25 protein-coding genes are annotated in these 23,557 nt (G+C 42.7%); 4 read left to right on the top strand and 21 right to left on the bottom strand.

Annotation, left to right across the window (positions count from 1 at the left end; genetic code table 11):
* Nucleotides 1–63: 63 nt before the first annotated feature.
* Nucleotides 64–801, top strand: coding sequence for a YqcI/YcgG family protein (locus MKY15_RS08150; protein ID WP_187046364.1), 738 nt, complete (start codon nt 64–66; stop codon nt 799–801).
* Between the two features lie 101 nt (nt 802–902).
* On the opposite strand, the gene MKY15_RS08145 is transcribed toward MKY15_RS08150, so the two are convergent.
* The 14 genes from MKY15_RS08145 to MKY15_RS08080 form a co-directional block, all read right to left on the bottom strand.
* Nucleotides 903–2,216 (bottom strand): D-serine ammonia-lyase, encoded by a 1,314-nt coding sequence (locus MKY15_RS08145; RefSeq protein WP_342539384.1) that lies wholly within the window; start codon nt 2,214–2,216, stop codon nt 903–905.
* A 63-nt stretch (nt 2,217–2,279) separates the two neighbouring features.
* Nucleotides 2,280–3,167, bottom strand: coding sequence for a D-alanyl-D-alanine carboxypeptidase family protein (locus tag MKY15_RS08140; protein WP_340741191.1), 888 nt, complete (start codon nt 3,165–3,167; stop codon nt 2,280–2,282).
* 110 nt (nt 3,168–3,277) lie between these two features.
* Nucleotides 3,278–3,448: a hypothetical protein gene (locus tag MKY15_RS08135; RefSeq protein ID WP_338654237.1), complete on the bottom strand. Its 171-nt coding sequence runs from the start codon at nt 3,446–3,448 to the stop codon at nt 3,278–3,280.
* Between the two features lie 483 nt (nt 3,449–3,931).
* On the bottom strand, nt 3,932–4,750 hold the full coding sequence (kynA, locus tag MKY15_RS08130) for a tryptophan 2,3-dioxygenase (protein ID WP_342539383.1): 819 nt from the start codon (nt 4,748–4,750) through the stop codon (nt 3,932–3,934).
* Nucleotides 4,743–5,393 (bottom strand): arylformamidase, encoded by a 651-nt coding sequence (gene kynB / locus MKY15_RS08125; RefSeq protein ID WP_342539382.1) that lies wholly within the window; start codon nt 5,391–5,393, stop codon nt 4,743–4,745. The genes kynA and kynB overlap by 8 nt, the downstream gene beginning before the upstream one ends.
* Nucleotides 5,390–6,655, bottom strand: a complete 1,266-nt coding sequence (gene kynU / locus MKY15_RS08120) for a kynureninase (protein ID WP_342539380.1) — start codon at nt 6,653–6,655, stop codon at nt 5,390–5,392. The genes kynB and kynU overlap by 4 nt, the downstream gene beginning before the upstream one ends.
* A gap of 277 nt (nt 6,656–6,932) precedes the next feature.
* Nucleotides 6,933–7,544, bottom strand: coding sequence for a response regulator transcription factor (locus MKY15_RS08115; protein ID WP_067204387.1), 612 nt, complete (start codon nt 7,542–7,544; stop codon nt 6,933–6,935).
* Nucleotide 7,545: 1 nt separating this feature from the next.
* Nucleotides 7,546–8,676 carry a sensor histidine kinase gene (locus MKY15_RS08110; protein ID WP_187046357.1) on the bottom strand — a complete coding sequence of 377 codons (1,131 nt, stop codon included), beginning with the start codon at nt 8,674–8,676 and terminating at the stop codon, nt 7,546–7,548.
* Between the two features lie 94 nt (nt 8,677–8,770).
* The gene (locus tag MKY15_RS08105) at nt 8,771–9,823 is read right to left on the bottom strand and encodes a fatty acid desaturase (RefSeq protein WP_187046356.1); all 1,053 of its coding nucleotides are present in this window, start codon (nt 9,821–9,823) and stop codon (nt 8,771–8,773) included.
* A 214-nt stretch (nt 9,824–10,037) separates the two neighbouring features.
* Entirely contained in the window at nt 10,038–11,291 is a 1,254-nt protein-coding gene (locus tag MKY15_RS08100) for a GGDEF domain-containing protein (protein ID WP_342539378.1), read from the bottom strand.
* Complete coding sequence (gene fabG, locus MKY15_RS08095; protein ID WP_187046355.1) at nt 11,288–12,028, bottom strand: 3-oxoacyl-ACP reductase FabG; 741 nt, start codon at nt 12,026–12,028, stop codon at nt 11,288–11,290. The genes MKY15_RS08100 and fabG overlap by 4 nt, the downstream gene beginning before the upstream one ends.
* A 241-nt stretch (nt 12,029–12,269) precedes the next feature.
* The gene (gene ytxJ, locus MKY15_RS08090) at nt 12,270–12,599 is read right to left on the bottom strand and encodes a bacillithiol system redox-active protein YtxJ (RefSeq protein ID WP_342539377.1); all 330 of its coding nucleotides are present in this window, start codon (nt 12,597–12,599) and stop codon (nt 12,270–12,272) included.
* A 19-nt stretch (nt 12,600–12,618) separates the two neighbouring features.
* Nucleotides 12,619–14,232 (bottom strand): aminotransferase class V-fold PLP-dependent enzyme, encoded by a 1,614-nt coding sequence (locus tag MKY15_RS08085; protein WP_342539376.1) that lies wholly within the window; start codon nt 14,230–14,232, stop codon nt 12,619–12,621.
* Between the two features lie 4 nt (nt 14,233–14,236).
* Nucleotides 14,237–14,809 (bottom strand): glycerol-3-phosphate acyltransferase, encoded by a 573-nt coding sequence (locus tag MKY15_RS08080; RefSeq protein WP_342539375.1) that lies wholly within the window; start codon nt 14,807–14,809, stop codon nt 14,237–14,239.
* Between the two features lie 154 nt (nt 14,810–14,963).
* Between MKY15_RS08080 and MKY15_RS08075 the strand changes: the two genes are divergently transcribed.
* The gene (locus MKY15_RS08075; RefSeq protein ID WP_342539374.1) at nt 14,964–15,623 is read left to right on the top strand and encodes a phosphatase PAP2 family protein; all 660 of its coding nucleotides are present in this window, start codon (nt 14,964–14,966) and stop codon (nt 15,621–15,623) included.
* 290 nt (nt 15,624–15,913) lie between these two features.
* On the opposite strand, the gene MKY15_RS08070 is transcribed toward MKY15_RS08075, so the two are convergent.
* A complete protein-coding gene (locus MKY15_RS08070; RefSeq protein WP_342539373.1) occupies nt 15,914–16,411 on the bottom strand; it encodes a hypothetical protein in 498 nt (165 codons plus the stop codon).
* A 114-nt stretch (nt 16,412–16,525) separates the two neighbouring features.
* Here MKY15_RS08070 and MKY15_RS08065 point away from each other — a divergent pair, with 114 nt between their 5' ends.
* Both MKY15_RS08065 and mscL read left to right on the top strand, forming a co-directional pair.
* The gene (locus tag MKY15_RS08065) at nt 16,526–16,855 is read left to right on the top strand and encodes an MGMT family protein (RefSeq protein ID WP_342539372.1); all 330 of its coding nucleotides are present in this window, start codon (nt 16,526–16,528) and stop codon (nt 16,853–16,855) included.
* Nucleotides 16,856–17,044: 189 nt separating this feature from the next.
* Complete coding sequence (gene mscL / locus MKY15_RS08060) at nt 17,045–17,431, top strand: large conductance mechanosensitive channel protein MscL (RefSeq protein WP_340741183.1); 387 nt, start codon at nt 17,045–17,047, stop codon at nt 17,429–17,431.
* Nucleotides 17,432–18,781: 1,350 nt separating this feature from the next.
* Here mscL and MKY15_RS08055 read toward each other — a convergent pair.
* From MKY15_RS08055 to MKY15_RS08030, 6 genes are all read right to left on the bottom strand, one after another.
* Complete coding sequence (locus tag MKY15_RS08055; RefSeq protein WP_231885752.1) at nt 18,782–19,732, bottom strand: ABC transporter permease; 951 nt, start codon at nt 19,730–19,732, stop codon at nt 18,782–18,784.
* Complete coding sequence (locus MKY15_RS08050; protein ID WP_342539371.1) at nt 19,701–20,624, bottom strand: ABC transporter ATP-binding protein; 924 nt, start codon at nt 20,622–20,624, stop codon at nt 19,701–19,703. The genes MKY15_RS08055 and MKY15_RS08050 overlap by 32 nt, the downstream gene beginning before the upstream one ends.
* A gap of 284 nt (nt 20,625–20,908) precedes the next feature.
* A complete protein-coding gene (locus MKY15_RS08045) occupies nt 20,909–21,607 on the bottom strand; it encodes an ABC transporter ATP-binding protein (RefSeq protein ID WP_342539370.1) in 699 nt (232 codons plus the stop codon).
* Nucleotides 21,600–21,968 (bottom strand): GntR family transcriptional regulator, encoded by a 369-nt coding sequence (locus tag MKY15_RS08040; RefSeq protein WP_067204348.1) that lies wholly within the window; start codon nt 21,966–21,968, stop codon nt 21,600–21,602. The genes MKY15_RS08045 and MKY15_RS08040 overlap by 8 nt, the downstream gene beginning before the upstream one ends.
* 2 nt (nt 21,969–21,970) lie before the next feature.
* Entirely contained in the window at nt 21,971–22,741 is a 771-nt protein-coding gene (locus tag MKY15_RS08035) for a hypothetical protein (protein ID WP_342539369.1), read from the bottom strand.
* 5 nt (nt 22,742–22,746) lie between these two features.
* Nucleotides 22,747–23,529 carry a hypothetical protein gene (locus tag MKY15_RS08030; protein WP_067204342.1) on the bottom strand — a complete coding sequence of 261 codons (783 nt, stop codon included), beginning with the start codon at nt 23,527–23,529 and terminating at the stop codon, nt 22,747–22,749.
* Nucleotides 23,530–23,557: the final 28 nt, after the last annotated feature.

The raw sequence follows: 23,557 nt of genomic DNA, 5'->3' as shown, positions 1-23,557 counted from the left end.
GTTTTGTCCCCCGCCTAAGGGGAATGGGTATATATAGAGATTGAGATAAATGGAGGGGAAACAATGATTCTGAAAGATAAGTTTTTATTGACAAAAGAGGATTTTACGGAGCGTACCGATCTGCCTAATTGGCTGTTGAAGGAATACCAAACGTTCCATGAGACGGTGACGGATAAGACGTTTCCTTGTTATTTCGGTATGGGAGGAGAGCTCAAGGGCGAATTACGCTATGGATATGTGACACAGAATGACTGGTCCAATTTGCCGGAAACGTTGAAGTCGTTTTTGGCGCTTTTCGACAACCCCGCGCATAAACGGCATGGATTATTCGTGTTTGTTGAGCCATTTGAAACAGAAGGTTCTTTGGATGAGTATCGACAGCAGTTCTGGGAAATGTTGCAGTACTTGCACGGAGTGGATGAAATTGAATGGCCTGCCGATAGTCCCCACGATCCTGCTCATCATCTATGGGATTTCCGTTTTCATGGCGAGCCGATTTTTGTGTTTGGCAATGCACCGGCCTACAAGCAACGGAAGACGCGGAATCTTGGCAATGCAATGGTACTCGGTTTTCAGCCTCGTCGCATATTCGAGGGATTGAAAGGAACGGAAAAAGGCGGGGTCATGTCGCGGGAAAAAGTTCGTGAACGCGTCGAAGTGTGGGATCAGTTACCAAAGCATCCGGATATTAGCCATTTCGGAGATCCAGAGCACAACGAATGGAAACAGTTTTTCATTGGGGATGATGTGGAACCGATTCAAGGACAATGTCCATTTTCACATAAAGAGAAGATGAGCTAGTTGGTACCCAATAAAGACAAAAAACCTCACACAAGTGTGAGGTTTTTTATTATTCACAATTATTTCCCAACTTAATGTCGATTTCCCGGGAAATAACAGGATTATTTCCCGCCCATATCGTAATACGAATTCATCTCTGCTTCAGGCACCATACTGCCACCTGTTGCCCAGACAAGATGGGTAGCATTTGCTGAATTAGCACCCTTTACATTTCCATGGATAGCTTGTACTGGACCAGTCATCCCCGCGAGTGCGGACGGCTCGAGTCGAATATTTTCTGTGTCTGCGATCAGTTTCAATAACTTGAACATCGTTTCGTCCGCAATCGTATAACAGCCGGATAATAACGGTTCCATTGTCTTGCCAACGAAACCAGATGCTGTACCAACTGCGAGTCCGTCTGCAACGGTTTTATTGTCTAGACCGAAGTCTTGAACTGAAATCTTGTCGTGAAGACCAGTCATCATGCCGAGCATCATGCACGGGGAATGCGTCGGCTCTGCGAAGAAACAGCTGACTGCATCGCCGAACACGAGCTTCAGTCCAAATGCTACACCTCCAGGGCCGCCACCGACACCGCAAGGCAGATAAACGAACAGCGGGTTGTCTTTGTTAACGATTGTGCCACGCGCTTTCAACTGCGCTGCAACACGTTCCCCCGCCACTGCATAGCCTAAAAATAAGTCGAGTGAGTTTTCATCATCAACAAAATGACAAGAAGGATCTGCATCCGCTTGGCGACGCCCTTCTTCAACAGCTTTACTGTAGTCATCGGCGTATTCAACAACTGTGACGCCTTTTTCGCGCAACATATCCTTTTTCCATTGTTTCGCATCTGCTGACATATGGACAGTAACATCGAAACCGAGCTTGGCGCTCATGATGCCGATGCTTAGGCCCAGGTTTCCTGTCGATCCGACAGCGATTTTATGTTTTGAGAACAGGTTGTGAAATTCAGGCTCTGCAAATTTAGTATAGTTGTCAGCAGTTGTGATCAATTCGTGCTCAATCGCAAGTGTTTCGGCATGTTTTAGGATTTCGTAAATGCCACCGCGCGCTTTGATTGAACCTGAAATCGGCAGTGCGTTGTCTTCTTTCAGGAGAAGTTCACCTGAAATAGCTACTTTGTATTGATTGGAAAGCGCTTCTTTCATGTTTGGAATAGCGGTAATCGGTGATTCGATAATACCGTTCGACACTTTTGTTTCCGGGAAGACACGCTCGATATATGGCGCGAAACGTTTCAAGCGGTCTGATGCATCTTTGACGTTTTCTGCAGTCACACCTGTTTTTTGAATACCAGTTGATGTTGATTCAACTAAGGGATTGAGCCAGAGCACTTCTTCACGTGCTGTCATCTGTCCGATGAGCGGAAGCTTCTCTTTCCATTCATTTACTTGTGTTTTTTCCATCATTTTTATCGCCTCATTTTTTTGAATGTTGTATGAACAGTATAACATGTGAGGTGATTTACGAAGTTAATTCAGCACAAATCGTTCAATCAGCTCTCTCGTCAAATCAAATCGAGGAGTTGCGGTATCTCCGCCCTCTGCTGCAACATCTATGACAACTGAAATAATGCGTCGGCCATCAAAGACTCCAGTACTAGCGAAGCAGGAACCCGCCTGATCTGTGAAGCCGGTTTTCAATCCGTCGATTCCCGCCAATGCTTGAGGCATACCCGCCAACATCAAGTTGGTGCTCCACAACGTAGTGCCATTACCCGTTTTGAAGCTCGGCAACTTTGTATAGTCGAGCACTTCGGGATGCTTGGCAATGAGCTTTTGTGCAATTACTGACACATCACTTGCAGAGGCATGATTCGTTTGCTCATACCCTTTGCCAATATAATCGCCGTCAAGTCCGCTTGCATTGAAGAAAGTCGTCTCTTTCAGACCGAAACTTTTCGCCTGTTTATTCATCAATTCCACAAACGCTTCTTCCGTTCCGCTAACCATTTCGGCAAGCGCCATCGCCGCGTCATTTGCAGAGTTGACCGTCATCGCAGTAAACAATTCTTTCAATGTATAAACGTTTCCCGCTGTCATTCCTAGTTTGACGGCAGCTGATTGTCCTGTAATTTGTTGTAGCGCCTCACTTGGCTTGTATGTGTTTTCCCATGCTAAATTACCGCTGTTGACGGCGTTCAGCACGAGATACTGCGTCATCAATTTGGACATACTTGCGATTGGTAATGGTTCTGCACTATTTTCTTCGTAAATTACTTTACCCGTATCCGCATCGATAAGAATGATCGCTTTTGCAGCAGTTGCTAAATCTACTGTCTCCAAGGTTTTTTCTTTGTTATTCATCACAACTGTAACGCTCAATATAATGATCACTAGTATAAAGATCAATTTCTTCATGTTTTCCACACCTTTGCAGTAATAAGAGTTCATTACCTTAATTATGAATGATAATAATGAAGAATCGCCTAGTATAAACATGAAGAATTTCTTAAGTTTTAGTACACGGGTTACTTATAAAAACGATTAATTAACCAAACTATTATTAAAACTGCACCGAACACAAACCAAATACGTGCAAGCAATTTTTCCCTCTTCTGCTTATCTTCCATATTTCTCGTCAGAAAACGTACAAATAACTCTACCGCAATTGCCAAGATAATAATTAGTATCCAACGCATGTTTATTCCCCCATTTCTACTGTAATCATGATCCCCGATTATTAAATCCAATGCGCTAATTCTATCATTGATTGCAGGCGACTGCCCATAATTTGGAACGCACACACAACCCCCGTCCTTCCGGAATATGCTACTATAACAACTCAGTAATGGTGGTGCTTATTAATGGAATTAACAATGAGTCCACCTATCGATGATTGGTAATTTCATTCACAAACATCGATAGGAAAACATAAATTCAAGCACATAGTTCGCTTACTGGATATTTCAAGGTTGTGGCAATGAACCACAGCGGTTCGCGGAGGGGAACTACTGTCGACGGGCAATCAGTTCGACAGGTTTATTGCTGGCACACTTGCCTCCAATTAGTGAACAAGAAAATTAGATTTGAAGTTGTTATAAATACAATACTAAAACTCCGCCAACTATATTTGTTGGCGGAGTTTCTAGGGCTATTTTTTTTGATCATCATTCTTTGCTTGATTATAACTTCGTCCGAACATCCCATAACTCCGGAAAGAACTGATGATCAAGGACAGACTTCAAATAATTCACACCTGACGAACCGCCCGTCCCCATTTTAAAGCCGATAATCCGTTCAACAGTTTTCATATGACGGAAGCGCCACTGCTGATGACTGTCTTCGATATCGACAAGCTTCTCCGCCAGCTGATATAAATTCCAGTGATCATCGACGTTGCGGTATACTTCCAGCCACGCATCCGCCACTGTCGTATCTCCTTTGTATGTAATTGAGAAATCGCGTTCGAGCAGTTCTGGGTTTATCGCGAAGCCGGCACGTGACAGCGCACGTATTGCCACATCGTAAATCCCCGGTGAACGGAATGCGGCCTCTAAATCACTTGCGAGCTCGGGATCTTTCTCGTAAATCTTCAAAATATGCGGTTGCTTATAACCAAGTGCGAACTCAATAAGCCTGTTTTGGTAGGATTGAAAGCCGGATGCACGACCTAAACTGTCCCGGAACTCCATATATTCAGCAGGCGTCAATGTCGACAGCACATCCCACGCCTGGATAATTTGCGTCTGTGTTTTTGACACGCGTGCCAGCATTTTGAATGCTTCCGGCAATTCATCTTTTTCGATTAAGTCGATGGCTGTATTGAGCTCATGCAAAATGAGTTTCATCCATAACTCACTCACTTGATGAATGACGATGAACAGCATCTCATCATGATGGCCGGACAAACGTTGCTGGCTCGACAGCAATTTATCGAGATTCAAATACTCGCTATATGTCATATTATCTTTAAAATCCGTGTGAATTCCTTTTTCAGTCATGATTGATGTGCCCCCCTGCCATTGATCGCAATACGGCACGAACTGGGCTACCATCGCCGTCTTTTAGCGGAAGCGGTAATGCAATCAGTTCATAATCGCCCGGTTCCACTACGCTGAGGACGATGTTTTCTAAAATCATCACGCCGTTTTCATTGAGGGAATGATGGGTACTGACTGTTTTGCTTGTTTCAGGGTCAACAGATGGTGCGTCAATACCGATGAGCCGAACCCCTCTCTCTTTCAATAAAGGACCAATATCCTCACGCAAATACGTAAAGTTTTCCGGAAATACATTCGGATCAGGACGGCTGCCAGTTTTCAATAAAATCCGTTCTGCCCCACCGAAATCAAGGTCCTCTAGATCAGCCCTTCCAATACTCTCTTTTCCTGAAACATCGAGTACACGCGCCCGTCCGATGTATAAATCAATTGGTAAATCGAGCACTTTTAATCCGTTATCATCGAAGTGAAACGGTGCGTCGATATGCGTCCCCATATGCGTACTGGTCGTTAACTTACCAATATTGACTGAACCTGTTTCTGCTTTAGTGTACGCAACTTCATATGAAAATGGTGTGTCACCAGGCCATTCGGCAATATTATTTTGCAGCGGTTGTGAAATATCAATCCATTTCCCCGTCATGCGACGACACCTCTTTTATTCTCAAATTTTTCATAGCGTTTTTCATCCATAATCCGTTTTAGTTTCTGCACAGTATGCCAGACGTCTTCGAAGGAATTGTATAACGCAACCGGCGCAAGTCGAACACCATTTGGCGCACGGAAGTCCGGGATGACGCCATCTTCTTTCAACGCTTTACAAATACGTGCAGCCTCGACATGTTCAAGCAAGATATGGCCCCCACGTGATTCGTCTACTGGGTTGCCAATTGTGAAGTCGTGGTCAGACAGTTCCTGTTGAATTAACGCCAGCATATAGTCCGTCAGCTGAAGTGACTTTTCACGGACTTTTTTAATGCCTACTTCTTCAAACAATTCCAGCGCACCAATGACCGGCGCTAAACTGAGTACGTGAGGCGTCCCAATTTGATAGGCAGCGACGTCCAGTGCCGAATCCATTGTATGATCCATATCGAATTGCGATTCCTTTTTCGAACCGAACCATCCTGCCAAACCTGGCATTGTGCCGAAATGCTTGTCATGGACGAACAGTCCTGCGACGGACCCTGGCCCCCCGTTCAAATGCTTATATGTACACCAGAAAGCGAAATCCGCGCCCCAATCATGCAGTGCATGTTCAACTGCACCGATTGAATGACACAAATCAAAGCCAATCGGGATACTTTTTTCATTCGCAGCTTTCGAAAGTTTCTCCATATTGAGTATTTGCCCACTTCTGTATAAAACGGCTGGTAGAACGATGAGCGCGATGTCTTCTGTCATTGCTTCGATGATATCGTCTTCATTTAAAAATCGACCATCCCTGCTTTTCACCTGGACAAGATGTTCATCTGGATTAAAACCTTTCAGTGCTAGCTGGCTTTTTAGTGCATAAATGTCGGAAGGGAAATTGAGTTCATCGGCGAGAATCTTTGTTTTAGTCCCTGATGGTTTGTAGAAAGTCGCGGCAAGCTGATGCAGGTTCGTCGTTGTCGAGCCCGTTGCAATAACCTCACTTTTTGTTCCCCCAACAAGTGGCGCCATCTTTTCGCCGACCGACTCAGATAGGTAGAACCACGGATTATCACCTTCTGTCCAGCCGTCGATGCCCAGTGTTTTCCATGAATCGAGTAAATTATGCAGAGTTCGCTCCGCTCGTTTTGACAGTAATCCGAGTGAATTACCATCCATATAGATGATGTTTTCGAGTAGATAAAACTCGTCTTTATATTTTGCTAGATTGTCTTTCTCGTCGAGTTTTCTTGCGTAATCGATGCCAAACATGTTCGGTTCCCCCTTGCGTGAACTTTCCGTCTTTGGTAAAAGTGTAACATATTTGGGTTGTGCTCGTAACGAGGTTTATTGCTGGTGTGCCCCTGTTTATCACCGTCTTGGGGCGCGTTATCACCGCCATGCCCTTGTTTATCACCGTCTTGGGGCGCGTTATCACCGCCACGCCCTTGTTTATCACCGTCTTGGGGCACATTATCACCGCCACGACAATTTCAAACGACAAAAAACCGACATCACTGTCGGCTTACCGTCTTCTTATATACTCAATTCATTTAAACCAGCCCTTCTCCTTAAACCGGGATATCGCTTCAATCCGGTTCCCAACGCCGAGCTTATCTAAAATCGTGGAGATGTAATTTCGCACTGTACCAGGCGTCAAATACAACTCGCCAGCGATTTCTTTTGTGGTCTTCCCTTCAGCAATAAGCCCAAGCACTTGGCTTTCACGCTCCGTTAGCGGATTTACCGTCTCATCTCCGTCCCCGTAAGCAATGTCAACGAGTTCTGGTGCGTAAATCCGTCTGCCATCCATTATCGTTCGGATTGAACTGACAAGTTCTTCAATTGGACTGTCTTTCAATAAATAACCGCGTACGCCTGCTTTTCTCGCGCGTTCGAAGTAACCTGTTCTGGCAAATGTCGTCAGGATAATGATTTTACAAGGTTCGTCATGCAGCGCTTCTGCTGCGTCAAGCCCCGTCATCACCGGCATTTCAATGTCCATGATGCAGACATCCGGCTGATGTTCTTTCACCAGCGCAACCGCTTCTTCCCCATTTTTTGCTTTTCCGACGACTTCCATATCATCTTCCATATTCAATAATGATCCAAGTGCTCCAAGCATCATCCCTTGGTCTTCCGCTATGACAATACGTATCACATCAATCACTCTCCATAATATGTTGTATGACCGCAGGAACACGAATCGATAATTTTGTTCCTTCGCCACCTTCGACTCGAAGGCTTCCATTAACAAATTCAAGTCGCTCGCGCATGCCAGTCAAGCCATTGCCAGGTGACGTTTCTCCACCCCTAGTAATGCCGATTCCGTCGTCTATCACATTGATGACAAATTCATTCGGTAGTTGTTCAAACGACACGCAGCAAGTCTTGCCAAAACTATGCTTCACAACGTTTGTCACGGCTTCTTTCAAACACATACTTAGCACGCTTTCAACGATGGCCGGGATGTTGGTGAACGATGGATTCCCCTTAATGGTGTACTCCATTTCAGCTGCCTTCAACATCTGCTTAATGCGAATCACTTCATCTTCCAATTTCGTTGCCCGCATGCCCGCCACTAACTCCCGAACTTCCTTCAGCGCTGTGCTGGCTGTCTGTCTTATATCCTGTAACTCTCTTTCGGCAGCTCTAGGATCACGAGACACTAGCTTGCCAGCTAAATCACTCTTTAAGCCAATCAATGATAGCTTTTGGCCAAGTGTATCATGTAAATCACGAGAAATCCGTTCCCGCTCCTCCACTATAATTAACTCCGAAATCCGTTCGTTGGCATGTTCCAATTGACCTACCAAGTTTTCACGCTTATTTCGGTTGTATAAATTGAATGGCAATAATACAATACCAATCACCGAGATGAGGATGAAATGAACTTGCGGAAGAAATAACTCGAGTTCGATGAAAAAACCTGCGACAATCGCAATGATTGTAATGGCAATATGTAGCCCGTATATAATGAAGAATCCAACTTGATTGCGAATATTACCTATGAAGAATGCAGTGAATATGGATAAATACACATAGCCGAATAACAGTGTCATAACGACGTTAATCACAATTTCAAAACTGATCCACATATAAACAAGTCCGCTTTTCGATTTGAATGAAAATCGATACGACAGGAAAAATAAGAATAACAATGAAATCCCAATGGAAATTTCAATGGGCGACGATGATCTGAATATGAAAAAGAATGGCAGAAAACAAAATACTGCCCACGCATAAATACTAAGCCAAGGGTTTTTCGGGAAAATACTATACCAACTTTGCATATCTTTGTTTCACCGTCCTGTCTATACTTTCCATTGTACCAAATAGTGAGACGAAAAAAACAGCCATCCTCTGAAGAGATGGCTGTTTTAAGTATTATTCTGCGTCGAAACTTGTGCGTTTCGGTTTCAAATCGATTGAAGAACTTGCTGATTTCAGCATATGCTTCACGTCTTTAAACGCGATAAACCTTTTTTTCTCAGGATCATATAAACGGTAACGGATTGACGACAAACTTTCTTTAATCGTAATCGTTGTTGCTTGGTGAAGAGGTGGTGTCGATTCATGTGCTATTTCCAAGTTGTAATTCGGAACACGTGGTGACAAGTGATGGACATGATGGAAACCGATGTTTCCTGTCGCCCACTGCAACACACGCGGTAACTTGTAGTATGAACTGCCATCAATAGCAGCTTTCACATAATCCCACTCAGATTCCTCTTCAAAATACGAGTCTTCAAATGTATGTTGAATGTAGAATAACCAGATACCTAGTGCTCCTGCAACGAACATGGTTGTTCCTTGTATAAGAACGAATGCCTGCCAGCCGATAAGTAAAATCATACCCGTGTAAAGGGCAACAAGTATTGCGTTCGTCAAATACGTATTGTTACGCTCTTTCTTACGTGCATCTTTACGGTTGAAACGACTTGAGATAAGTACAAGGAAAAGCGGTCCGAAACCAAACATAACGATTGGGTTACGGTATAAACGGTAAGCAAAACGCTGCCATTTTGATGCTTCAACGTACTCTTCAACCGTCATGACCCAAATGTCACCTGTACCGCGCTTGTCGAGATTCGAGCTTGTTGCATGGTGAATCGAGTGTTCACGTTTCCATTTTTCATAGGCAAACAGTGTAAGAACACCAGTAATGGTACCGACAATATCATTTGTTTTTTTGTTTTTAAAGAATGAACCGTGCGTGCAATCATGGAAGATGATGAATGTCCGAATGACAAATCCTGCTGCAATAACACAAAGTCCAAGCGTTAACCAAATTGACACCGACAAACTTTGGTACGCCAAGAACCATAGGACTATAAACGGTATAACAGTATTGATAAGCTGCATTATACTTTTCTTTTTATCTGACTTAGCAAAAGGGGCAACGTCTTTGTGTAGCTGTTTTGTTTTTTCTTTAGACATGTTGTATTATCCTCCTTCAATCTTATGTTCTTTTTCTGATTCGCTATCTTGAATCTAATGATAAAGAACTTTCGGACTTCACAGAAGACATAACTGTCATGATTTTCGATATGACAGGTGTCACTTATTGTGAATTAATTCACAAGGATAGATTTTCGATACAAAAGGGCTTAACCTAGATTTCCGGGTTAAGCCCTTCTTATATTGTCCTTATTTAACTACCATCTTCAGCAGTCACACGATTACGCCCTGTCCGTTTTGAGTCGAACAATAAGTCATCTGCATATGTATGGCCCTTTTCGATGCTTGTATGATCTGTAAAACGCTTGTAGAAAAGGCCGAACGAAGCAGTATATGAGATATGTTGTGGCTCGCCTTTGAACTCAGCTTCTACAAAACTTCTTTCCACTTCCAGACGCAAACTTTCGACAAGTTCCTTTACCCCGTCATAGTTACGATTGCGTATAAAGAGCGTGAATTCTTCACCACCCGTCCGGAACAGGCAATCATCTTTTTCTAGATGACCCTGCAGCAGCTTTGCAAAATGGATGATTACGGTATCACCGACCGCGTGATTGAACGTATCATTCACCTTTTTGAACTGGTCGATATCGCATACGACTACCCCGAATGGTGCATCGTACAATTTAGGCTGTCCCATTTGTTTATCCATGAACGCCCGATTTCTAGCCCCTGTCAGGAAATCTGTGTATGCCATTTCTTCAAATTGGTTGCGCTCCAATTTGTCTTGCATATTTTGCGACTTCAATACAAACGAACGACTGACGATGTAATTCAGCATGAACAGTGCGATGAGTGATTCCCATCGTCCTTCTATCAGAAAAACGAATAGCAGGGCATTTGTAAAACCCGTTTTCCAAAGATCAAGTATACTCCGATCCTTTAGGAACGCCCATGCAGCTTGACGGGTTTGAATACTTTTTTCCAAGTACAGCAAAGTTAATAACGTCAAATCCGATATATACATCGTTATGCCATTGAGTAAAAGGATGAGCAACCAGAAGCCAAATGGGAACGGGGTAAAATAAGGGATGAATGCGTAAAACAAATAATACCCTGCCACATTTGACAACGTGAACGCCCCGATATTGTACAGTGTATCAATGACTGAATCTGAGCGTTTTTCATTCTTTATTTTCCTAAGCAGATAGACAGACGTCCTGTATACGACCTGATAGAGAAATACACCATATGGACCAGCAAAAAGAACGAATGCCAAGCCATAACTGATGCCATATTCAATATTAAGTTTCCCTGTTTTCGTCCAGGTTTGTAAATGATTATACAATATCGAAAATAACCAAAATAAGAAAAGGCCGAAGTAGAAATGCTGTGATTCAATCTCCACTTTTTCTGCGGTGAGAGACAAAGCAACTGCAGCTAGAAAAAGGGATAGGTTGAAAATAGCATTCGGTTTCACGCCCCATCTCTTTTCCTTCACCGTCATTTCAACATACCACCATCTACTTCTAGGACGGTCCCGTTAATAAAATCAGATTCATCGGAAGCTAAAAACAGATAAGCATTCGCTACGTCTTCTGGCGTACCAAGTCGAGTATACGGCGTCATCATCTTAATTTGCCCTAAGATCTTTTCTGGAATCGTATCAATCATATCTGTTTCGATGAAACCGGGAGCGACAGCGTTTACATTGATGCCCTGTCGACCAAATTCCTTCGCCCACGTTCTTGTCATACCAATGACGCCCGCTTTTGCTGCGGCATAATTCGTTTGACCGATGTTACCACCCGTTCCCGCAATCGAAGACGTATTAATGATTTTCCCTTTCCCTTGGCTAAGCATTGTCGGAAGGAACGCTTGCGTACAATTAAAAACACCCGTCAAGTTCACGTCAATCACTCGCTTAAAGTCATCCACTTCAAGCTTCAGCATCATCGCATCTTTTGTAATACCAGCATTGTTAATGAGGATATCCACTTTGCCAAACTGTTCAATCACTTTTGTGGCCATCTCTTTGACATTTTCACTATCGGACACATCCGCCTGGAAGAAAGCGGCCTCGATTCCCAATTCATGCAGTTGTTGCGCTTTCGCCTCTCCAGCCTTTTTATCAAAATCAACGATAGCAATCTGTGCTCCATTTTTCCCAAAAAGCTTGGCAGCGACTGCACCAATTCCATTTGCTCCACCTGTTATGACCACTGTTTTATATTGTAAACGCATGTAAAGAACCTACTTTCGCTTATGATTTAATAGACTATTTTAATAACTCTTATATTACCATATTTATTAGCACGCCATAAGGAAATTTCCAAGAACATAAGCGCAAGCGTTTGTTCAACCCTATCTAATAGTAAGGATGCAGCTCAATCTCTCCTGGAAAGCCTCATACAGGACGAGATTGTATAATTTCCTAGACAATAAAAAACAGATACCCCTCGAATGGAGTACCTGTTCCACATTATTAACTTCTGTAGTTTTCCACTGCTTTTTTAATCTGGGGGCCGCTAATCGAGTAATGAGTCGCCTGCCAGACTGCTGCACCGTCTTTCAATAAAAACAGTTGCGGCGATTGGTGTTCAACGTGCAGATTACTTTCGATTTCATTGGAAACGGGCCGACTTTCCTGTACTTTAAGAAAGTATTTCGGTACCTCCTCTGCGGATGACTCAAATGCATTGTAGGCTGCTGCACTAACTGGACATGTCGTACTATGTTTTAAAACGAACAAAGGATTCTCTTTCGATTGTTCCAATACGTCATACCACTCATTAACAGTGCGTAATTCTTTCATGATCATCAGCTCCTTCTATTTAATATGTTTTCCCGTTAGAGTTAGTCGTAAACACTTGCTCATCTACGGATGTTAACCAAGAGAGCAGTTCAAGCATTCTGTTTAACTCTTTTTCCGCTACATTGTTCATACATGAAATTTGAAGCCAATTTCTTTCGCGTAAATAAGCGCTCTCGTAATGAACATTGAAACCATTCAAAAACAGGTTATCCCCCAGCTGCATTGCGGATAAACCTTTCGGTAAAGCAATCGTAACAATTGCATCTGCAGCATATTTCTCCGACGCCAAAATTGTCAAACCTGCCTGTTCAACGGCGTTCCTGACTTTACGCGCACGGTTTGAAATAGCCGCAAAGACTTCTGCCGGATGCTCAAATGTCAGTAAAGCCGTGTCGAGCACAGATACCAAGTTGGATGACTGGGTATACGGAATCCCTCGTGCTGCTGCATAAGTACCTAAGTCCAAATAGCGCGGCAAGTTATCATTTTCGGCGATTTCTTCATTATGAAATACGAAAGATAGACCTGTATAACTTAATAGTCCTTTGCCACTGACACCTGTTGCATAAGCAACTCCAGTGAGATCAACTGCTGTTGTCCCAATCGCACTCACACAATCCACAGCGAGTGTAATACCGAATTGTGAACAGAACTTTTTGAATGAATTCAAATCGTTCAGCACACCCGTCGACGTTTCGCAATGGACAACCCATAACCAACTGTAGCGACCCGAGCATAATGCAGCTTCAATTTCATCGGCATCGAAAGGGGTCCCCCACTCGATTTCCATTGTGTCAAACCCCATTCCAAAACGCTGGGCATGATCAGTGAGTCTCAAGCCAAATTCCCCGTTCACAAGTATAAGACCTTTACCACTGTGCATACTTAACTGAGCCGCAACAACGTCATTCGCAAGCGTACCTGTCCCTTGAAGAAGTTGGACGTACTTTGCACCAGTCAGCGCGGTCAGCTTGTCCTTCACGCGTTGCAAAACACTTTCAAATTCAGATGAGCGATGTGAGAATGGTTCTGTCATCATGGCCTTTCTTACGTCTTCAGAAATTGTTGCAGGACCTGGTAGGAAATTGACGAGTGGTTTTGAAATCCTTCCCGCAATGCCCGCTTTAAATGTTTCTTTCGTCAAATACATCGGCTGGAAGGCGGCTTCCGCTGTCCCCGTCAATTGTGCAAATGGTAAAAACCCTAGTTGTCCATATAATTTCTGTTCTCGAACCGTTCCCGAGATGAGCGCAGCATCATAGCCCGCTTTAAGGCAATATTGGACTAACGCCTGGGTAAGGCCAAGAAATGCCCTGCCATTCCGATAGTCCTGTTCAATCGCAAGAAGCCTGATTTCTACAGGGTTTTTGGATTGAAACGGTAAGTGATGTTCAACTGGACCAATTTTTCCATCGAGCGAGAATGGACGTTCACTTCGTATCGCGATCATTCCGACGACCCGATTATCTTTCTTGCAAATTATATATGTATTTTCATCATGAAATTTGTCGACAAGCTTTCTTGATTCGTTTTGGTCATGCTGCGGAATCTCCTCGGCAAACGTACGGTAATTTAACTCATGAATCTGTTCGAATTCCAAAGCCGTTTCTGCAATTTTATAAATAAAACTCATTCTATCAACCCTTTTCTGGCATAAGTTTCTGCTTCAAGTCAGCTCGATGTGTAAATAAAAGAAGTAGCGATAATAAGCAGGCTGCTATGAATACAGGAATTCCATATGAAAATGCTAGTACTAAAATCGGCATCAATAGGACCGCAGTTAGTCCGGCTAATGTGAAGCTTTTTAGGCACGGATAGAATACGAAGAATAAGCCCACAAACACAGCAAACAGTAGTGGATTGAATGCAAGCATACCGCCTATGAAAGTGGATACTCCCATCCCGCCACGAAACTTCAAGAATAGTGGATACACATGTCCCAAAGTCACAGCGAATAGCGCACAAAGTTCTACGACCACTCCGAATCCAAGCCACTTGGCAACGAAAATAGCCAGTGCCCCCTTCAATGCGTCTCCGATGAATGTCGCAACGAATGCTTTTTTGCCAAGCACCCTCCCGGCATTACGCGCTCCAGGATTTCCGCTTCCTTCTATTCGTATATTCTTCTTAAAAAAGAAATTACTAATAATCGAGCCTGTCAGCACATTTCCCAATATGTACGAGCCAACTACTAAAAGTATGAGTGTCATAATCGATCCTTTATGGTAAATGATAGGTTCTTTCTAGTGTAGCATCTTTCTTGAACTTTTATAAAAACTTTTCAACTTGTCCGTCATGATTATTCTTTGTCGTTTTCACTTAGAAGTAGTATACAATTATAGTTAATTGAAAGGAGTGCATTCAGTGCGTGAACTATCATTTCGTCTTCTAGTAGCATTTGTTCTTTGCATCTTCTTCGGTATAGCTTTTGGATATATCGCTGCCGCTGTCGGGAATGAATCGATTGTACATTTCGATACTGATGTTATTGGATTTGTCCAAGGACTGGAAGCACCATGGCTGACATCTATTATGAAAGTGTTTACGTGGATTGGTTCAGGTTACGTCGTTGCTCCAATTGCCTTGATCGGATTTATCGTTCTATACTTTGTACTGCGCTACCGTCATCAGGCGTTTCTACTGATTGCTGTGATTGCCGGAACCGTCTTGTTAAACAGCGCGCTCAAAATTTATTTCAAGCGAGAACGACCGGAAATTCATCGTATAATGGACGCGAATGGCTTTAGCTTTCCTAGTGGTCATTCGATGATGGCATTCGCTCTTTACGCAATTATTGCGTATATCGCTTGGCGTAATGTAAAAACAACAACGAGCCGTGTTGTTCTTGTTCTATTCACTGCCGTTATGATCATCATGATCGGCACAAGTCGTATTTACCTTGGCGTCCACTATCCAAGCGATATTGTTGGAGGATACGCAGTAAGTGCACTTTGGGTAACGATTGCCATTTCAGCGTACGCGTATTTTCAGAACAAACTTAAGAAGACCGTTTCACGTCGATGAATGACGTGAAGCTGTCTATTTAAGCTGCACGACTAGTCAGTTGAAGAGACTGGCCTTTTTTAATTCATTTCCTGGGAAATCCCCATAAGGTAGTACTATGCTCCAAAACCACCTACCCCAACTATGACAATTAGCAATACATAGCCTATAATAATTAGCGAAATAATTCCAATTCCAATATATTTTAAGGAACTGCTTTCTTTTGATTTAATTGCTTTAATACCTACTATAAAACTCGCTATCCCCATAAAAATCGTATTAAACTCCGATTAGGAAAGCTTTACTACAATCTATCCAAAATACCTGGTTGTTTCTTCCTCTGAAAGTATTTTTGGCGTAAGCCCTCCAAGTTCAATGTACTCTGTGCGCCCATTTATTTTTATAATGAAAACATTACTGGTTCTCGTAGGCGATATCGAGTCGGCCCAGATGTTTTTAGTCGAGTAATAATCTTTTATTTCCTGCGCGATGGATAAAGGGATTGACGCGTTAGCAATAGCGACCGAGTTATCTTCAATAGACTGTAATGCCTGCGCTTTTGGGTCATTCTGGTCATGAATCTTTTGCAATAAATCAATGACCTCCCCGAATCCGATGATTAGAATCCCACAAATAGAATATGTGAAAATGGGATACAGAAAACTGCCTATCCCGATTCCATTCGAAAATACCCCACCGAACGTCATGATAAATATAAATCCCTGAATAATGCCCCATGCAATCACAGCCAGTCCGACACCTTTTAACGCGAACCCAATACCTGTGCGCTTTGCGAATAATTCGCTCATCCAAGTCAATCCCTTCCATTTTCGAACTCTTCTATTGTAACTATACGTACGTTAATGGAATTAGTTTCATTCGGATTTTGGTACAATGAAAATAACGCGAGGAGGCTGTTGTTTATGAATTTATTCACAGAACGTGTCATCAGAATCATCCAAGGTATACCTGCTGGCCATGTCATGACGTACGGCCAAGTTGCAGCTGCAGCTGGAAGTCCACGCGGTGCTAGACAAGTCGTGCGGGTATTGCATTCAATGAGTAAAAAATATGAGTTACCTTGGCATCGAATCATCAATGTGCAAGGCGCTATTTCAGCTCCCGCCAATGCGGAAAGCAAAGGGTCTGATCAACGGGGATTACTCGAGGTGGAAGGAATTAAATTTAATGAGGATGGAAAGGTAGATTTAACTGTGTATCGCTGGTTTCCTCTTGACGGCGAAGAGGGTTAAAGAGGGATTGGTACATTCTCAGTATCCCTTTTTGTAAATCTGTAATCAATATGATAGGATGTGTTAGGGAACTTTCGTTTATCTACATTAAAGTTCTATAGAACTAACTTATACTGTTTCCATAGAGGGTATTAACGTTTTACAGCTTACCCGTGTTATGAAATTATGAATAGATAGGGAATGAAAAATATGCTAAAAGACTTTAAAGAATTCGCACTCAGAGGAAACGTATTCGACCTCGCCATTGCGGTTGTAATTGGTGCTGCATTCGGTAAAATTGTATCCTCACTCGTTGAAAATATTATCACTCCGCTTATAGGAGTAATTTCTGGTGGTATTGACTTTTCAGGTATGCATCAGAAAATCGGAGAAGCAGATGTTACATACGGCGTTTTCCTCCAATCGATTTTCGATTTTCTCATCGTCGCATTTGTAATTTTTATGGTAATTCGTCTGATGGCGAAGTTTAAACGTAAGGAAGAACCTCTAGTTGAAGAAGCAGTACCTGAAGTGGACCCTAAAGAAGCGCTACTCATAGAAATCCGCGACTTGCTGAAAGAAGGAAAAACACTTTAAGATTTATTTTGAAAAAGGACAACCCCGACGTTGGGATTGTCCTTTTTTGATTATAGTGAGAGATAGTGTTCTACGATTCCAATTATCAAAAGCCAAAAAATCTTCCTCCAAACAACAGATTGTCAGGCATTTGATCGGTTTGAGGTTATTTATGATCGGTTGGCAGATGGATATGCTCGGTTGGAGCCGGATATGATCGGTTTGCTAAATTTATGATTGGTCTAGCAATGAATATGATCGATTTGCTAAAGATATGATTAGTCTAGCAATAGATATGATCGGTTAGAGCCAGATATGATTGATTGGCTAAATATATGATTGGTCTAGCAATGGATATGCTCGGTTGGAGTCAGATATGATCGATTGGCTAAATATATGATTGGTCTAGCAATGGATATGATCGGCGGGAGCAGGATATGATCGATTGGCTAAATATATGATTAGTCTAGCAATAGATATGATCGGTTAGGGCCAGATATGATTGATTGGCTAAATATATGATTGGTCTAGCAATAGATATGATCGGTTAAAGCCAGATATGATTGATTGGCTAAATATATGATTGGTCTAGCAATGGATATGATCGGCGGGAGCTGGATATGATCGGTTTGATAAATATATGATTGGTCTAGCAACGGATATGCTCGGTTGGAGTCGGATATGATTGATTGGCTAAATATATGATTGGTTTAGCAATGGATATGATCGATTGGCTAAATATATGATTAGTCTAGCAATAGATATGATCGGTTAGAGCCGGATATGATCGATTGGCTAAATTTATGATTGGTCTAGCAATGGATATGCTCGGCGGGAGCAGGATATGATCGATTGGCTAAATATATGATTGGTTTAGCATGGATATGCTCGGTTGGAGTCGGATATGATCGGTTTGATAAATATATGATTGGTCTAGCAACGGATATGCTCGGTTGGAGTCGGATATGATTGATTGGCTAAATATATGATTGGTCTAGCAATGGATATGCTCGGCGGGAGCAGGATATGATCGATTGGCTAAATATATGATTGGTTTAGCATGGATATACTCGGTCAAGGTAGATAATATAATCACTCACCAAGCAGGAACAGATTTAGTCCAACAACCAATCCGCCACAATTGGCAACACTACGCCCTAGATAACATTGCCTGTCAATCTCAGTGGTGGTATAATGGAAACAGGATTTATTGTCTAAAAGGAGTGATAGTCAATGTGGTTCATATACATCATGTTCGCACTGTTTGCATTCGTACTCGTTGGTAATATCGCAGGTCTAATTCGTACATTCAGCAGTCATAAATAAGTACATGAAAAAAGCCCTCCATTATCGGAGGGCTTTTTTTGCATGTTACGCGGTTATATCGCGTTTGATGAATGTTGTATAACTGATAATGAGGAAGATCACGATATAAACTGCAAGAACGGCGAGTGAAAACGACATCGTAATGCCTTCTACAATCCGAAAGTCCGTTTCATAGATTGTCAAATCCATATGCGTAAAGACAATGTATTTCACGACTTCATATTTTGCCAGCAGCATAACCAATGTCGAGCCCATAAAGTAGATGAATAATGATAGCCCGATTGCAAGTGAGCTGGAACGGAAGACGCTACCAATCATGAATGCAAACGTTGCTGTCACAAAAACATTTCCGAATGACAGGAGCAATATATAGAGCCCTTTCCCCCAAACAGATACTTCAACAACTTCTTTACCATTCCAAACAAGTTCTTGCCCTTGGCCGGATTGGAAGAAGAGATATGCGCCAAGTATAGATACAATGAACCCGATGAGCATAAGTAGAATACCGAACAAGATGACTGTCACATACTTCGACGTTAATATTTTCCATCTCTTTACAGGACGGGATAATAACATCTTAATCGTTCCTTGCGTAAATTCAGAAGCGACAATCCCCGCAGCAACAATAACCGTCAGTAAAACAGCGATGGAGCCGATACCACTTGAATTCATAATCATACTTTCCCGACTATTGCCGTTCAGCGGTTCTATTGAATTCGCAAGGCGGTATTCAAGAACTTTCTCTTTGTCTTCTAGACGTTCCCGTTCGCTGTCCACAAGTGTTGTGGTTCCGAGCTGCTCTTTTGTAATGGTCAATTCGCCTTGCACAGATGTTTTCCAATCTGGTTCATCGTAATTAGACATCGTGTCGATCCATTTCGTCAGACCTAACATTCCTAAAATCGCAACAACGAGTAGACCGGTCATAATCCAAGTTGCTTTTTTACTCCATAGTTTCATCCATTCATTTTGTATGAGCTTCAGCAATCTGGCCACCTCCAGTCATTTCTAGGAATTGATCTTCGAGCGTCTTGCGGTGTGGCTGAACTGCAAACAATTGCATCTCATGTGCCGCAATCTGCTGGATGAGCCCTGGAATTTGTGTTTTCTCTGCATTGATGATAAATCCTTCTTTGTGCGCTTCCACATTGAACCCTTCAGCTTTTAGCATACTTTCCGCTGTTTCCACTGGGAATGCTTCAATATAATAATGCGATTCCTGTTCCTCTGTCATATCACGAATATCAATTAGTTTGCCATTCTGAATGACCGCAATCCGGTCACACATAAGTTCAATTTCCGACAGCATATGGCTCGAAACAAAAACAGAAACACCTTCTTCTTCCGCAATCATTTTGAGATACGTCCGGAACTCGCGAATTCCCGCAGGATCCAGTCCGTTCGTCGGCTCATCGAGGATCAGAAACTTCGGACGGTGCAAAAGTGCCTGCGCAAGCCCCAGTCGTTGCCTCATCCCAAGTGAATACGTCGAGACCTTTTCATGGATACGGTTCTGCATGCCCACTTGGTTAATAACTTCTTCGATTCGTGCCTTCGTAACGCCATCGTGCATACGTGCAAAATGCAATAAGTTTTTATAGCCGGACATGAACTTATACATTTCCGGGTTTTCAACGATAACGCCGACTTTGGAAAGCCCCTCTTCAAAATCATCAGCAAGTAATTTTCCGTCGATGATGATATCTCCGCCCGTCGCCTCCATCAGTCCAACCATCATACGAATTGTCGTCGTTTTCCCCGCCCCGTTTGGACCGAGGAATCCTGTAATTTGTCCCGGATACAGTGACAAACTCAAGTTGTCGATAATTTTTTTCTTGCCAATCGTTTTCGATAAATTCTTCAATTCGACTATCGGTTTCATTTCCATGTCAACTTCCTTCCCTAATGAAAAGCGCAAGGCGCCATTACAAATGAACGCAGCTTAAGAACGCCACTTCCTGTGGCAACAGCTGCATGACCTACATCCTGTAGGCCCGCGACAGGCATAAGGCGGATAAAGGTTAGGCAGTCTAAGTTCGCGACTTCGTGTCGCAACGACTGCATGACCTGCATCCTGCAGGCCCAAGCGGCATTCCTTTGCCGAGTAGCTGGGCTGACTTATGACCCGAGCATCTGGCGCCTGGAACTAGACACTGTTCAATATTGAAAAACTTATACTTCTCTTCTAAACAGTGACACCATCCACGAGGTGGCATCTTTCCCGTACGTATCGCGGATTACGTCAACCGCTTCGTGCGCGATTATTCGTCCCCCTCTTAGTACTACGATTTCATCGAGCAATGGTTCCACTTCTTTTAATTCATGCGTCGACAAAAGGACGGTTTGTCGCTCCGGATCAGTAAAACGGATAAGCCCTTTCGCGATATCATCACGCACCATCGGATCCAGGCCGGAGAACGGTTCATCTAGCAAATAGTAATCAGCTTCACGCCCAAGAGTCACTGCAATTTTGACACGTCCACGGTTCCCTTTTGACAAATTTTTTATTTTCGAATCCAGAGATAAATTCAAAAACTGCGCAATTTCTTTTGCTTTCGCCAGATTAAAATCAACGAACTGAGATTCATAAAACTCAATAAGCTGACCTACCGTAAAATACGGATAGAATAGATCCGCGTCTGGCATATAAGCAATATTGCTTGCCACTTTGCGCGTAATGCGACTTCCGCTGAACGTTGCCCTTCCCGAATCCGGCGTCACTAACCCAGAAATCAGTTTCAACAGCGTCGTTTTTCCACTACCATTCTCTCCGACAAGGCCGATGATTTTTCCTTGCGGCAAGGAAAGCGTAAGGTCTTCAAGCGCTTTCCTCCGGCCGTACTTTTTCGTTATATTCTTCAGTTCAATCATCTTTTCCACCCCGTTCTTGTAGGTGCTGCAGCATTTCAGTCGTCGTAAAACCCAGCGCTTCAACACTTTGAATGAATGACGTCACAAGCTGTTCCTTCATTTCATTACGAAGCATAGCGATCTTCAATTCATCTTCCGTCACAAAAGATCCCTGGCCCCTCTTCGTGTCGGTGATTTCCATCTGCTCCAGCTCCTTATAGACGCGTTGCATCGTATTGGCATTCACACCGGCTTCAACAGCATAATCACGAACGGATGGCAATTTCTCCCCAGGATTCAGCGTTCCACGAATAATATCGCCCGTAATCAGGTCGATGAGCTGCTGATAAATTGGTTTGTCTGGAAGAAAATCTATGCCCATCATTACAACCTCACTTTCTTTTCAAACAACATTGCTCCAGCAACGAAATAGAGTGCCGTCAACAAACCGTAGAGGATAAGACTGCCGATTGTTAAAATCGATCCGCTCGGGACAATATAATTGTTAAACATTAAGAAATCTACCGTTTTAATCGGGCCGTGCATTGGCCCCATTTCCATTACTAGTTGGAGTGTTTCCGTAAACCAGACATATCCCCATCCAATGATCCATATGTTGACCAAGGCAATAATCACGATGATTGAGAACAAGCCAATATGGGAACGAAACACTTGGTATATCGACCAGAAGAAAAAAACGATTGCCATTACATAAATAGCGTTCAACAAAATGACAACACCCACACTAAGATATAAAAACAGATCATCTACAAGAGGAACCGCCCCATCGCGTGCGTAATTGGAGATAGCTGCAATCGTCCCGCACAACAAAAGCGAACAGCCAACAGTTAGGACAATGAGTGAGAACTTTGCGTAAACAAGCTGCCGTATTGATGCTGGGGAATGAAGCCAAATGTCTAGACGCCCCATTTCCTTTCCAAGGCTATCGAAAAATAACGATACCGCCATAATCAAGTGGAGCATGAAACAAAGGGCAATCATCGGTTGAATTGAAGCGTAAAAGTCTTCCGGCAACCCATAAGCTATACGATTTACTCCCAAGTATTGAATCACACTAGTGATTAATACAAAGATAACAAGTCTCCATTTCATTTGCGCCCATTCTTTTCGCAATAATCCTTTCCATTTTTTCATATGGTCTACAACCTCACTTTCTTCTCAAAAAGGACAGCTGCAATAATGAACATTATGAACGTGAAGAAAATATCGAATATAATTTCACCCGTGTAAAAAAAAGTTTCAGCATGCTCGAGGTAAATAAAATCCACATTAATTTTCGGATTTTTGATTTTCATTAAATCAATAGGGCCTATTAGAATTAGTTTCTCATATAGTTCGGAGAGGACAAATAAACTATATAGCCGAGAAGCAACAAGGAATATAATAATCGTAGCAACAATTGAAAATCCCTTTAAATATGGCTTCATAAGTCGGTCTATGACCCAGAAGAAAAACCCGATACTCATGAATATTATCGATACTGCAAAAATCATGACTATAAAAATACTTCCAAAGAAAAACAAATCATCAAATGTAGCCATTGTAGAGCTGAATAATACGTGTTGAACGGCAAGAACCAGTGTTGGAATTAACAATCCCACAGCACCAATAAGGGATGCAAAAAATGCTTTCGCTCCAACCAATTTAAAAATGGACGCCGTCGAATGAAACCACACATCCGGACGTTTTATTTCCCTTTCCAACATAATAAACAATGCAATAACCGGTGCTAATACACTTGCACCCGCCCAAATAAAACAGATAACAAGCACCACTTCAAAAACATGTACTTCAAGACCAAAAATGTTGGCTATTAGATGTGGAACAAACGACATTACAATAATCCCAAGCAATGCACTAACGAGTAACGGCCACTTCAACGTCACCCATTCTTTTTTCAACAATCCATTCCACTGCTTCATCAGCGTTCCCCCTCTACATGTCGGTGTA

The sequence above is a fragment of the Sporosarcina sp. FSL K6-1540 genome, assembly GCF_038620285.1.
Taxonomy (GTDB): domain Bacteria; phylum Bacillota; class Bacilli; order Bacillales_A; family Planococcaceae; genus Sporosarcina; species Sporosarcina psychrophila.
The sequence above is the reverse complement of the archived record's forward strand: the minus strand, read 5'-3'. Positions and strand labels throughout refer to the sequence as shown.

Coding starts and splice junctions, on each gene's coding strand:
- MKY15_RS08030 (WP_067204342.1), bottom strand. CDS start 23,529: ATGAAGCAGTGGAATGGATTGTTGAAAAAAGAATGGGTGACGTTGAAG.
- kynU (WP_342539380.1), bottom strand. CDS start 6,655: ATGTTTGGCATCGATTACGCAAGAAAACTCGACGAGAAAGACAATCTA.
- MKY15_RS08045 (WP_342539370.1), bottom strand. CDS start 21,607: ATGATTGAACTGAAGAATATAACGAAAAAGTACGGCCGGAGGAAAGCG.
- MKY15_RS08070 (WP_342539373.1), bottom strand. CDS start 16,411: ATGAGCGAATTATTCGCAAAGCGCACAGGTATTGGGTTCGCGTTAAAA.
- MKY15_RS08085 (WP_342539376.1), bottom strand. CDS start 14,232: ATGAGTTTTATTTATAAAATTGCAGAAACGGCTTTGGAATTCGAACAG.
- MKY15_RS08145 (WP_342539384.1), bottom strand. CDS start 2,216: ATGATGGAAAAAACACAAGTAAATGAATGGAAAGAGAAGCTTCCGCTC.
- MKY15_RS08110 (WP_187046357.1), bottom strand. CDS start 8,676: ATGCAAAGTTGGTATAGTATTTTCCCGAAAAACCCTTGGCTTAGTATT.
- MKY15_RS08105 (WP_187046356.1), bottom strand. CDS start 9,823: ATGTCTAAAGAAAAAACAAAACAGCTACACAAAGACGTTGCCCCTTTT.
- ytxJ (WP_342539377.1), bottom strand. CDS start 12,599: ATGAAAGAATTACGCACTGTTAATGAGTGGTATGACGTATTGGAACAA.
- MKY15_RS08080 (WP_342539375.1), bottom strand. CDS start 14,809: ATGACACTCATACTTTTAGTAGTTGGCTCGTACATATTGGGAAATGTG.
- MKY15_RS08050 (WP_342539371.1), bottom strand. CDS start 20,624: ATGGAAATGAAACCGATAGTCGAATTGAAGAATTTATCGAAAACGATT.
- MKY15_RS08035 (WP_342539369.1), bottom strand. CDS start 22,741: ATGAAAAAATGGAAAGGATTATTGCGAAAAGAATGGGCGCAAATGAAA.
- MKY15_RS08150 (WP_187046364.1), top strand. CDS start 64: ATGATTCTGAAAGATAAGTTTTTATTGACAAAAGAGGATTTTACGGAG.
- fabG (WP_187046355.1), bottom strand. CDS start 12,028: ATGCGTTTACAATATAAAACAGTGGTCATAACAGGTGGAGCAAATGGA.
- mscL (WP_340741183.1), top strand. CDS start 17,045: ATGCTAAAAGACTTTAAAGAATTCGCACTCAGAGGAAACGTATTCGAC.
- MKY15_RS08040 (WP_067204348.1), bottom strand. CDS start 21,968: ATGGGCATAGATTTTCTTCCAGACAAACCAATTTATCAGCAGCTCATC.
- MKY15_RS08100 (WP_342539378.1), bottom strand. CDS start 11,291: ATGACGGTGAAGGAAAAGAGATGGGGCGTGAAACCGAATGCTATTTTC.
- kynA (WP_342539383.1), bottom strand. CDS start 4,750: ATGACTGAAAAAGGAATTCACACGGATTTTAAAGATAATATGACATAT.
- MKY15_RS08065 (WP_342539372.1), top strand. CDS start 16,526: ATGAATTTATTCACAGAACGTGTCATCAGAATCATCCAAGGTATACCT.
- kynB (WP_342539382.1), bottom strand. CDS start 5,393: ATGACGGGGAAATGGATTGATATTTCACAACCGCTGCAAAATAATATT.
- MKY15_RS08135 (WP_338654237.1), bottom strand. CDS start 3,448: ATGCGTTGGATACTAATTATTATCTTGGCAATTGCGGTAGAGTTATTT.
- MKY15_RS08140 (WP_340741191.1), bottom strand. CDS start 3,167: ATGAAGAAATTGATCTTTATACTAGTGATCATTATATTGAGCGTTACA.